This window comes from Clostridium lamae (assembly GCF_033043255.1).
Lineage (GTDB): Bacteria > Bacillota > Clostridia > Clostridiales > Clostridiaceae > Clostridium > Clostridium lamae.
Window position 1 is genome coordinate 1 of record NZ_JASCQJ010000066.1, and the last position, 12,124, is coordinate 12,124.

The following is a 12,124-nucleotide window of genomic DNA, read 5'->3' on the forward strand; positions in this document are numbered from 1 at the left end:
ACATTATTAAAGTAACGTAAGGCATAAGTATATTTTTTATTATGGAAATTAATAATTCCAGCTATATAATTATAATCAACAAAATAACCTTTAAAATTTTGATGTTCATTAATTAACAACTCTGCTTCATAAAAAAGATTTTCTCTAATAAGTATATCTAATGTTAATATTATATTAGGCGTGTATTCTTTGGAGGAAAAGTAAATGAGTAAATTATCTTTAACTTCATTTTTATTTATAAATAATTTATTTAATACGGTACCTATTTTATATAAAAGATTTAAATTATTATTATTTAAGTTTAGAGCTTTATTGTAAGAATCGAGAGCTTTTGAATAATCCGATAATTTGAAATATAAATTTCCTAATGAAATTAACGGATTAATAGAACCACAATTATTAATAAACTTAATTGTATTAGCTTCATCACCTATTTCAAGACATTTATTAAAACTATCTATAGCAAGTGTATATTTTCCCCAATCATAATATATACAGCCTTTTAAATATTCAAAGTCAACGTTAGGACAAAAATGTTGTAAAGCTTCGTTTATATATTTAATAGCACTAGAGTAATCCTTTATATTATGATAACAAACTGAAATTCTATAATATAAGTGAATAGCATAATGTTGTTTTATATTAATATTTTTATAAGATAGATTATAGTATTCTAAGGCTGTATAGATTTCATTTTTAGCTAAATATTCATTTGCTAGATTAAATAATGTAAAAGAATCATTAGGCTCATTCTTTAAGCATTCTAAAAGAATAGGAATATTTCTTGCTCTCTTATCTTTTTCTTTCAAGACTTCATTGCTATATCCGTAATGATGCAATAATATATTTTCATTAGAGAATTTATTTAATAGATTAGATTCCTCATTATTAGATATTTGTTCATGAATTTTTCCTTTATAATAATAACCTTTATTATTTTTGAATAATCGAAGAGCATAATGTATCGTATAATCATTTTTATTTTCTGAGTTATAATTATGCACTATAAAGTGACAGCCATCGTATTTAGTATTATTAATAAAATTAAGTATCTTATCTTTAGAATTATCATCTAAAATCTCATCTGCATCTAAAAATAAAATCCAATCAGAAGTTGCCTTATTAAGAGCAAAATTTCTTGCAGCTGAAAAATCATTTATCCATGTATAGTTATATAAATTCACATTATATTTACTAACTATATCTAAAGTTGAATCTTTAGAACCAGTATCTACAATTATGAATTCATCTACTATTGCACTTACAGCATCAAGACATTTTTCTATAAATTTCTCTTCATTTTTAATAATCATACATAGACTTAAAGTATATCTTTTCATAAAATAGCCTCCTTTGTTTTAAATTATGTAACCTCCTTGGTGTAAGAAAAATCTTATACCAAGGAAGCTGTTATTTTAATTAACTTTGTCCATTAAAGTAAGCAGAGAAGGTTGCGGTCACCTCATCTAGAATATATAGTAATCTAGCATAATGAGCAAACTTACCAATTGGTATAATTCTACTTTGTCCTGCGAGTATGGTTAAATTATTATAACTTGGATCTGTGATATATAATGATTCATCTGTAGTTGGACTAATTTGTAAAGATATTCTTAAATCTGTTGTTCCCAAATTATATACTAAGAAAGAGGCTGTTCTCAAAGTAGAAATATCGGTATTGTTTAGAATTGTTCCAGTTCCAGTTACAGTAGTATTTAAAATAGAGCTTGAAGTAAAAGTGTTGGATAAAATTGTTACACTTAAACTACTATTGGCGATAGTAATAGGATTGGTAACATCAACAGAAAGGCTGGCATTAGCGATAGTAATGGAGTTAGAAATTGTAATAGGGTTGTTAACAGAAACTGTAAGGCTGTCATTAGCTACAGTTATAGAGTTGGCAAGTGTTATAGGATTACTAACTGAAACAGTTAAGCTATGATTAGCTATATTAATTGGATCATTTACATTGACAGTCAGGCTAGCATTAGCAATAGTAATAGGATTAGAAATGGTAATAGGATTGTTAACATCAACAGAAAGGCTGGCATTAGAGATAGTAATGGAATTAGCAATTGTAATAGGATTGTTAACAGAAACGGTTAAACTATCGTTTGATATTGATGTCTTAAGACTTCCATCACTATTTACTTGTAAAATTCTTAATGAGTTATTAGGAGCCTGAGCATATATGCTAGTTCTTAATTCATAAGCAGTTGTATTGAAAATTAAATTATTCATATAATACACCTCTTTTGTAGTTTTAAATTTTTATCTTAAATGATAATCAAATGTTTGTCCTTGAAGCCAAATCTGAAGACTAGAATTAGTATTTCCATCTAGATTAATAAATTTTATTCTAGAAAACTTCAAAAACTTAGTTAGATTGAGGGCGGCTGATTCCCCTGCCAATATATTTGCGACAACAACGTCATTTGTAAAATCACACCCATCTGGACTAATTTGTAGAATCGCAGATAAATTAGAATTACTGAGATTTTTAATAAAATAAGTTGCATTATTATAATTATGAATATTTATCGTTTGAGAATAAAATTCACTATTATTACTTTCAACTGTAAACTCTTTTTCTTTAAAAACACTATATAAATTTCTCAGTGTACCGAATTCATTTTTATCATAATTAATAGTGATAAAAGGCGGTTCACAACTATTTGAAGAATAAAAATTATAAATAGTATCTCTAAAGGTTGGCCTACAAAGTAAGGCTAATCCATATATAGGGATTGTATCGTCATCATTTTTAATTATTGATGAAATGTTTAAAGAAAGAATGTTTAAATTATCATCATAATTATAATCACTTTCAGTGAGATCTACAGTAATAGCCTTAGGGGGGTTACTCCAAGAAACTTTTTCTATATTAAAGTTTTCTATAAGTTTGCATAATTTTATATTTTTACTTAAATCATATATTGTAACTTTACTTTTATTTAATGATTTAATATTGAGATAGGCATTAATCGTATTAATATCTTTTAAATAATCAAAACTAGAAAATTTAAAAATAGAAACATAATTAACATTATTAGAATTGCTACTTCCTACAAGTAGTGTTTTTTTATAATAATAGTTTGCATATTCCTGAGAATTTGAAATATAAGTTGCCTCTGGATAAACAGTAATGATAGAATAAAACCTCCTTTCATAAATACAGTCTACCTTAGTATAATATTCATTTTTATCAAAAGTGTTAAACTTTTCATAACAAAAACTTAGATAATACGAAAATTAATTGTGAATAAAGAAAGGTTGATGGAAATTTACATATAAAGTATAGTATTTTATTATGTTTTTTTAGAATTTATCTGAATTAAAAAGCAAGGAAAGTATAAAACATTGATTAAAGAAAAACAATTAAATTTATGAAGAATTTCAAATCAAATTTAGGTATATTTATATAAAAATATTAGTAAAACTAAGTTAATCTAAAATATATTAAAAAAATTAGCTAAAATTTAATATATTCTGTATAATATTTAGTAATCTATTAATTTTAATCTATAAATTTTTAGTGTATTATATAATTAGTATTAATATATATGAAAAGGAGAGTATAAATGAAAACTTTAGTAATTAACTGTGGAAGTTCATCTTTAAAGTATCAATTAATTGATATGAGTACAGAGACTTCATTAGTACAAGGGTTAGTTGAAAGAATAGGAATTGATGGATCAATTTTAACTCAAAAAGTAGAAGGTAGAGAAAAGTATATTATTAAGGAAGATATGCCAAATCATAAAGCTGCCATAAAACACGTTTTAAATGCTCTTATAGACGATGAAAATGGTGTAATTAAATCAATGGAAGAAATAGGCGCAGTAGGTCATAGAGTTGTTCATGGAGGAGAAAAATATGCTCATTCAGCAATAATAGATGAGGATGTATTAAAATCAATTAGAGATTGTATATCATTAGCACCATTACATAATCCACCAAATATAATTGGAATTGAAGCTTGTAAAGAACTTATGCCTAGCACACCAATGGTAGCTGTATTTGATACTGCATTCCATCAAACCATGCCTAAGGAAGCATATATTTGCCCATTACCATATGAATTGTACGAAAAGTACGGAATAAGAAAGTATGGTTTCCATGGAACGTCTCATATGTATGTTTCTCAAAAAGTAGCAGATGTTATGGGAAAAGACATTAAGGATTTAAAAATTGTCACTTGTCATTTAGGAAATGGATGTTCTCTTGCTGCTGTTAAAGGTGGTAAATCAATAGATACTTCAATGGGATTCACACCACTTGCTGGAGTTATGATGGGTACAAGATCAGGAAGTATAGACCCTTCAGTAATTAGCTTTTTAATTGAAGAACAAGGATATACAATTAACGAAGTTGATAAATTACTAAATAAAAAATCTGGTGTACTTGGTATATCAGGAGTATCTTCAGATTTTAGAGACGTTTTAGCAGAAGCACAAAAAGGAAATGAAAGAGCAAAACTTGCTTTAGACATTTTCCATTATAAAGTAAGAGCACAAATAGCTGCTTATGCCGGAATAATGGGTGGAGTAGATGTAATAGTATTTACAGCAGGAATAGGGGAGAACTCTTCAATAACAAGAAAAGAATGTTTAAGAGGGCTCGAGTTTCTTGGATTCGAAATTGATGATGAAAAGAATAATGTAAGAGGTGAGATTCAAGAAATATCAACTACAGATTCAAAGGTTAAAGTATATGAAATACCTACTAATGAAGAGCTTATGATAGCTAGAGATACAGTAAAATTAGTTAACAATAAATAAGTTTAATTGAATATAATATAAAAGCAGACCAGTAAATGATATGCTCCCTTTATAGTAGACAGTAGAAATAATAAAACTGTTACTATAGATGGAGCTTTTATATTTATTAAACTTAATATTTTATGTAAAATATTAAGTTATTTTACATATTTTTCTTAAAGATTATCTTTATAGATGATATAATTATATAAAAGTTTAAGATAACTAGGGGGAGTAATAATGCAAGAATACCAAAAGCTTAATAAAAATGCTAGAAAGTCATGGATTATAGCGCGTTTAATAGGCACTCTAATTGCTAGTATTTCATTAATATCGTCTACAATATTTTTATCAAAAGTTATAGATAACTTTGATGAGATAAAAATAATTTTTACATTAGGTATTAGTGTACTAATAATTATATTGTTAATTAATTCTTTTGTTTATCCAATATTTGAATATAAACAGTGGAGCTATATTATAACAAATGATAAGATTGAATTTACAGAAGGTATATATTTCAAAAGAACAGTTATAATTCCTATAATAAGAGTTCAACATATTCAAGTAAATCAAGGACCTATAAATAAATTCTTAAACCTATGTAATATAATTATATTTACTGCAGGTGGACAACATAAAATTCCTAATATTGATACTAAAAGAGCAGAAGAGATAAGCGAATACTTAAAAGAGTTAATTAAAGTTAAAGTTCATCAAAAATTAGATAATTGTGAAGAAAATATTATATCAGATAAGGAATTTGAAAATTATGATGAAACAAAATAGCTATAAAAAAAATCATATAAGTTTTATTGTAGAAGAAATTATAAAGTCAATAAAATCAGTATTTGTATTTATATTTTTAGCAATTACCAACATAAATGAAGGTGGAATTTATGTTATTTTAGCATTGATAATTTTAAGTGTTTTAAAATCATTATTAAAATGGTTTACTATAAAGTTTTCAGTAAATAATAATGAATTATTATACTATACTGGATTAATAAATAAGAAGAAGCTTGAGATACCATTTGATAAAATAAACACAATCGATATAAATAGAAATATAATTGATAGATTATTTAATGTATCTACATTAAAAATTGATACAGGAGCTGTTAAAGAACTTGGACAAGAGATAAAACTAAAGATCAATGAAAAAGATGTGTATGAAATAAGAGATTTAATAAATGAATTAAGCAGCGAAAACATAAATGATTCCATAGAATTATTAGAAAAGTCTCACCAAAAAACTTTTTGCAAAACAATTACGTTTAAAGAAATATTGATTTATTCATTAAGTAAATCAAAAATCTTTTGGGCAATTGGAGGAGTATTTTTTATAGGTGATTTCATACTAAACTTAGAAGAAACATTTAATATATCAATTACAAATAATGTTGTAGAAAGTATTGAGGTAGAAAAAATATTTTCTATTGGATTATTTAAATCTATTTTAATACTAATATTGGTATTTATAGTAATGTATGTTTTTATAAGTATTATATATATTATCTTTGAATTTGTTAGACTTTATAACTTTACTGTAACTAATGACAAAAATGACATTAAAATAAAGTATGGTCTATTAACAATAAAGGAATACTCAATTCCTAAAGATAAAATATATGCTATAAGATATAAGCAAAATATACTACAACAATTTCTTAAAATATTTCAAATAGAAGTAGTAACTGTTGGATATGGAGATGAAAAAAATGAACAAGCTATACTTTATCCAGTAGCAGATAAAGATTTTATAAATTCAACATTGAAATTAATATTACCATCATTTGAGTTTGCTGGAGATATTAATAAGCCACCCAAAAAAGCATTAAGTAGATTTATAATAAAGAGATCAATTGTCTTAATTGCATTTTTAATAATTCCATTAGCTTTTATGATTCCTAATACATTGTTGTTAATAAAAATATGTTCATTTACTATTTTAATTTTATATAATATACTACTTGGGTATTTAAATTATAGAAACACTTCTTTAGGGGTCAATAAAGAATTGCTAGTTGCCAGTAGTGGAAGTATTGAGAAAGTTACAACACTAATTAAACAGGAATATCTACAATCTGTAGAAATTCTAGAAAATCCATTTCAAAGAAAAAAACATGTGTGTGATTTTAAGTTAGATATATATAGTAATAAATTAGGTGATATAGTTATAATAAAAAATATGAACAAAATTTTATTAAATAATATTGATAAAAATTTAATTTTATAAAATTAAATATTGTAAAATTTTAAATAATAAGAAGCAAATTAAAGAAAATGAAAGATAATAAATAATATTTCAAAGAATTGGGGTTTGAGAATAATAAATACTCCTAATATAATTGAATCATAGAAATAGTAATGTAAAAGGAGAATGGAATTATGATATCAGTTTGCCCAGTTTGTTCAGGAATAGATATTGATAAGTTAGAGTTAAAGTTCGGAAGTGAAAATGTAGAAGTTGGCTGCATAGGAGAATGTGGTGGAAGAGATGGACTAGTAATCGGATATGCGAATGGCGATTATATCGAATCAGAGACAGAAGAGGAATTTATAAAGAAAATCGAAGAATAATTAAAAAACCTTAGAGATGCCTCTAAGGTTTTTTTTGATTTTTATTTGTTTTGTATGTATTATATACAAGTAAGGAGTGATAAAATGAATAATTTAAGTGATAGGATTAAAGGAATTATTTTTATAATTTTTTCAGCATTTGGATTTGCAGTTATGTCTGCTTTTGTTAAATTAGCTGGGGATCTACCTTCTTTCCAAAAAACATTTTTTAGAAATTTAGTTTCTTGTATAATAGCTTTTATCTTTATTATAAAAAATAAAGATAGTTTTTTTGGTAAAAAAGATAGTCAAAAGTTATTGATACTAAGGTCAACGTTAGGAACAATAGGAATAGTTTTAAACTACTATTCTATAGATAAACTTATACTTTCAGATGCTAATATGTTAAATAAATTAAGCCCATTTTTTGTTATTATTTTTTCTGCATTATTCATTGGAGAAAAAATAAATTTAAAGCAAATGATAGCAATTATTATTGCGTTTACAGGAACATTATTTATTATAAAACCAACATTTAATCTTGATATTTTTCCATTTATTATCGGAATATTAGGAGCAATTTTTGCAGCTGGTGCCTACACTTGCCTTAGAGTTTTAGGGAATAAAGAAAAACATTATACTGTTGTTTTTTATTTTTCATTATTCTCATTAATTGTAATTTTCCCTTTCATGTTAGCTGTGTATAAACCAATGTCAATATTGCAATTATTTTATTTACTTATGGCAGGAGTTTTTGCAAGTATCGGACAATTTGGAATTACTATAGCATATAAATATGCTCCGGCTAAGGAAATATCAATATTTGATTATTCGAATATAATTTTCTCTGCAATAATTAGTTTCATTATCTTTGGCGCATTACCAGATAGTTTAAGTTTTATTGGTTATGGAATAATATTTATAGCTTCCTTATATATGTTCATTTATAATAAAAAATTAGATAGAGTAGAAAAGATAAAGTAAGTAAATAAAAAAATCCTCCAATTAAGGAGGATTTTTTTATTTAAAGAATTCTTTCACCATAGGATTTATTTTAGATCTATCAAATTTTCCATTTACTTTTGGCATTATTTCTTTCATTATTTTTCCCATATCAGAAGGTCCATAATTTCCATTAGTAATTATTTCTTTAAGCATAACTGTAACCTCTTCTTCACTTAATTGAGCAGGTAGATAAGGTGTAAGTAGGTTAATTGCAAAATTACCTTCTTGAATTTTTTCTTCATCATTTAGTTGTATTGCATATTGAAGGGCTTCTTTTAATTGCTTAATTTGCTTTTCAATTATTTTAACTACAACTTCATCAGTAACGTCTTTTCTTTCATTTACTTCATAAGCTTTGATTTCAGAGTTAACTAGTCTTAATACATTTACTGTTTGCTTTTCCCTAGCTTTCATAGCAGCTATTTCATTTTTTTTAAGTTCTTCTTTTAACATAAGTTCACCTCTATATAAAAATTATAATAATTATTTATTATCTAAGTACACATTAAATTATAACTTTAATAAATTATTATTTCAAGAATGGAAAGCCTTGACTATTTTAATATTATTCTTTTACCAATGGGAATAGCTTTTGAATTAGGGTTATGTCCTAATTCAGAAGTTTTAATAATAGGGAAATTATACTCTTTAAATTTTTCTAAAAAGTAATCTTTTATATCAGAATCGCTATATGATTTTTCCATTTCAGTAAAATTTCCAAGTATAAGCCCCTTAATCCTTGAAAAGGCTCCAATTTGTTTATATTGAGCTATAAAAGTTGAAATTTTATTTATATCACCACTTAGAGCTTCTAAGAATAAAATTTTATCTTCAAAAGGAGGTATATATTCTGTACCAGCAAGTTTTAAAAAACAACGAATGTTACCACCTACTATTATACCTTCCATATTTTCACCTTTAATAAAATTATAGTTAAGAGAATTAATCATATCCTCTTCACGTAAAAAAGTATCGATAAAATATTTTCTTTGTATATCTCCACTTTCTCTTACTAAATTTCTTAATTGATAATTAAAATTTGTTAAGTCTGTTTTAGTATATAGAGAATTTATTATAACAGTTAAATCGCTATATCCAATAAAAGGTTTTTTCGATTTTAATATATCATCATAATTTAAATAGTCTAAAAGTTCGTTACATAAATCTCCACCAGATAAGTCAAAAATTGCTTTGACATCTTTATTAGTGTATAAATCCATAAGTTCTTTAGCTCTAAATTCTGCATCTAATGTTGAACCATCCTTATTTGTATATAATGCTTTTGATACAATCACATTAATATTAATATTATTTAATATAGATATTAACTTTGCTATTGTATCTTTCATATTAGGATTTAAACCGTTTGAACAAGATATTAATCCAATTGAATCATTTATATTTAAAATACCCATATTTATGCTCCTTATAATTATTTATTATATATTAATTATAAGTATAAATATAAATACTAAAAAAGCAAATTTAAAGATATCCTATAAGAATAATAGTAAACTATTAAGAATAGCATATAAGGTATAAGCTTATAAATGGAGGATTTATGAAATATAGACTTTATGTAAGTGGTTTTTGTAACGAAACTAGAAATTATGAAAGCAACATGGGTATCGGAGGGGTAATTTTAAATGATAACGGCTATGAAAAGGTTTTTTCTAAAGAGATAGGAAAAGGTTCTATAATTGAAGCCCATATCCATGGAATTATCTATGGAATTAACGAAGCTATTAAAGCCGAAAAAATAAGTGATTTAACTGTTTATAGTACAAATTTGATGATAATTAATTATCTTAAAATGAAAAATGTGGAGGTTCCTAGGAAAATAGAAGACCTGATAGATAAAATTTTAAAAGAGTCAGAAAAATTAAAAATAACAATAAATTATGAGTATTTCGAAGCAAATGAATATAAATATGTGAGAAATTTAGCTGAAGAAGCTATAAAAATATAAGAAAAATTTGTAAATCACAAATAAAAGTAGTACACTATATATATAATAATTATTATTAATAAGGAGTGATTTTGTATGGAAAAGTTACAAGTTTACAAATGTGACATTTGTGGGAATATGGTGGAAGTTATACAAGTTGGTGGAGGTACTTTAGTATGTTGTGGAAAACCAATGACATTATTAAGTGAAAACACTGTTGATGCAGCTGTAGAAAAACATATTCCAGTTTATGAAGAAAAAGATGGAGAGCTTAGAGTGCAAGTTGGTGAAGTTGAACATCCAATGATAACTGAACATTTTATCCAATGGGTTGAAGTAATTACAAAAGATGGACAAGTTTTAAGACAAGCCTTGACTCCTGGGGAAAAACCAGTAGCCAAATTTAAAATTAATGGTGATTTAGATAGAGTTAGAGAATATTGCAATCTACATGGTTTGTGGAGCACAAAATAAGATAATATCAATATTTGGGCTATCTTTTAAAGATAGCCTTTTATAATGCTTAAATATATACTATTATATAGTTAGTAATATACTTGGAGGTTAATACAGATGAAAAAATATTATGGAATAACTACTTTTTTAACTTTTGGAGTTTTTAGTATCTTAACCACTTTTTATTTTCCTTACTTAAATCAAGAAATAGGTCTTAGTCTTAGTGAAGTTGGACGAGTAGTATCAGTAGGTGCTTTATTTACATTATTTTCGCAACCTATTTTATCTAATAAATTTTCTAAATCTGCTAATAAAAACAGATTTATACTTTCATATTTAGTTATAGCTTTTATAACTATAGTAGGTCTTATGTTTATTAATAAAGATTTAACTATAATATATGCTCCAATTTATGGAGCAATTTTAGGATCTTTAGCTGGAATATTTGAAATTTATATTGAAGAATTATGTATAATAAGTAAATATGAATTTTCAGATATTCGTAAATGGGGATCAATTGGTTATGCAATAATAGTTTTTGTTTCAGGAATTATAATTAATAAATTTGGCTTTAGAATTTTACATATTCTAGCTTTAATTATGATTATCATAATGATGGCGGTTATTTTATTTACTTTTAAAGGGAATTTTAAAATTAGAGAAAATACAAATAAAATTAAATTTGTTGATTTATTCAAGAACAAAAATATAATTCTATTAATTATTGTTGTATTCTTAGGAATGGGAAGTTATATGGGTTTAGATTTTGCATATTCATCCTATTTAGTAAAATTAGTTGGAAATATGGACAAAGCTAATGAAATATATAGTGCTTCTATTAGTTTTAGAGTAGTTATAGAATTTTTTGCATTTATGATGATAGCAAAGTATTTAAGTAAGGCAAATAGTAAAAGGTGCTTAACTATTTCTTTGTCTATAGCTGCTATTAAGATTTTAATGTTTTCAACAGGGAATGTAGTGTTAATAGTTATTGGTGATCAATTACATGGTATTATGTATGGATTATATTTAAATTTTCTTTTTAAATACTTAAGAGATATATTAGATAGTGAACTTATAGCAACTTCATTTGCAGTTTTATCAGTTTTAAGCAGTGGTGGTTCAAATTTTATTTACCCATCAATTTATAGTTATGTTGAAGGTGTGTTTGGATATTTTGGAATGTACTTTTTAGGATTTATATTGCTAGTTATTTCTGTAGTAATTCTATTTGTTTTCTTGCCTAATCCTAAAAATTTTAAAAGGAATAGATAAATGAAAAAAACTATTATTTTAAATGGTATTAAAATTAACTACAATTTAATTCTAAAAAATAAAAAGAATATATCAATTAAATTAGACTATAATGGAGAAGTTATTATTTATGCTCCAA

General features: G+C 25.0%; 13 protein-coding genes. 8 read left to right on the forward strand and 5 right to left on the reverse strand.

Annotation, left to right across the window (positions count from 1 at the left end; all coding sequences use genetic code 11):
- The 3 genes from QK892_RS17810 to QK892_RS18470 form a co-directional block, all read right to left on the reverse strand.
- Nucleotides 1-1,340, reverse strand: a 1,340-nt coding sequence (locus tag QK892_RS17810; protein ID WP_317274891.1) for a glycosyltransferase, incomplete at its 3' end; no start/stop codon positions are given.
- A 79-nt stretch (nt 1,341-1,419) separates the two neighbouring features.
- A complete protein-coding gene (locus tag QK892_RS17815; protein ID WP_317274892.1) occupies nt 1,420-2,241 on the reverse strand; it encodes a DUF6385 domain-containing protein in 822 nt (273 codons plus the stop codon).
- Nucleotides 2,242-2,271: 30 nt separating this feature from the next.
- On the reverse strand, nt 2,272-3,174 hold the full coding sequence (locus QK892_RS18470; protein ID WP_394855052.1) for a DUF6385 domain-containing protein: 903 nt from the start codon (nt 3,172-3,174) through the stop codon (nt 2,272-2,274).
- Between the two features lie 407 nt (nt 3,175-3,581).
- Here QK892_RS18470 and QK892_RS17820 point away from each other — a divergent pair, with 407 nt between their 5' ends.
- From QK892_RS17820 to QK892_RS17840, 5 genes are all read left to right on the forward strand, one after another.
- A complete protein-coding gene (locus tag QK892_RS17820; protein WP_317274893.1) occupies nt 3,582-4,781 on the forward strand; it encodes an acetate kinase in 1,200 nt (399 codons plus the stop codon).
- Between the two features lie 219 nt (nt 4,782-5,000).
- Complete coding sequence (locus tag QK892_RS17825; RefSeq protein ID WP_317274894.1) at nt 5,001-5,549, forward strand: PH domain-containing protein; 549 nt, start codon at nt 5,001-5,003, stop codon at nt 5,547-5,549.
- Nucleotides 5,533-6,999, forward strand: a complete 1,467-nt coding sequence (locus QK892_RS17830; protein ID WP_317274895.1) for a PH domain-containing protein — start codon at nt 5,533-5,535, stop codon at nt 6,997-6,999. The genes QK892_RS17825 and QK892_RS17830 overlap by 17 nt, the downstream gene beginning before the upstream one ends.
- A 152-nt stretch (nt 7,000-7,151) precedes the next feature.
- The gene (locus tag QK892_RS17835; RefSeq protein WP_317274896.1) at nt 7,152-7,343 is read left to right on the forward strand and encodes a DUF1450 domain-containing protein; all 192 of its coding nucleotides are present in this window, start codon (nt 7,152-7,154) and stop codon (nt 7,341-7,343) included.
- An 84-nt stretch (nt 7,344-7,427) separates the two neighbouring features.
- Complete coding sequence (locus tag QK892_RS17840; protein WP_317274897.1) at nt 7,428-8,306, forward strand: DMT family transporter; 879 nt, start codon at nt 7,428-7,430, stop codon at nt 8,304-8,306.
- 36 nt (nt 8,307-8,342) lie between these two features.
- Here QK892_RS17840 and QK892_RS17845 read toward each other — a convergent pair whose 3' ends face one another.
- Complete coding sequence (locus QK892_RS17845; RefSeq protein WP_317274898.1) at nt 8,343-8,780, reverse strand: GatB/YqeY domain-containing protein; 438 nt, start codon at nt 8,778-8,780, stop codon at nt 8,343-8,345.
- A 101-nt stretch (nt 8,781-8,881) separates the two neighbouring features.
- Complete coding sequence (locus QK892_RS17850) at nt 8,882-9,742, reverse strand: LD-carboxypeptidase (protein ID WP_317274899.1); 861 nt, start codon at nt 9,740-9,742, stop codon at nt 8,882-8,884.
- A 146-nt stretch (nt 9,743-9,888) separates the two neighbouring features.
- On the opposite strand from QK892_RS17850, the gene QK892_RS17855 reads away from it, so the two are divergent.
- The 3 genes from QK892_RS17855 to QK892_RS17865 all read left to right on the forward strand — a co-directional run bounded on the left by QK892_RS17855 (nt 9,889) and on the right by QK892_RS17865 (nt 12,006).
- Entirely contained in the window at nt 9,889-10,296 is a 408-nt protein-coding gene (locus QK892_RS17855; protein WP_317274900.1) for a ribonuclease H family protein, read from the forward strand.
- 75 nt (nt 10,297-10,371) lie between these two features.
- Nucleotides 10,372-10,749, forward strand: a complete 378-nt coding sequence (locus QK892_RS17860) for a desulfoferrodoxin (protein WP_317274901.1) — start codon at nt 10,372-10,374, stop codon at nt 10,747-10,749.
- Nucleotides 10,750-10,848: 99 nt separating this feature from the next.
- Nucleotides 10,849-12,006, forward strand: a complete 1,158-nt coding sequence (locus QK892_RS17865) for an MFS transporter (protein WP_317274902.1) — start codon at nt 10,849-10,851, stop codon at nt 12,004-12,006.
- The last annotated feature ends 118 nt before the right edge of the window (nt 12,007-12,124 follow it).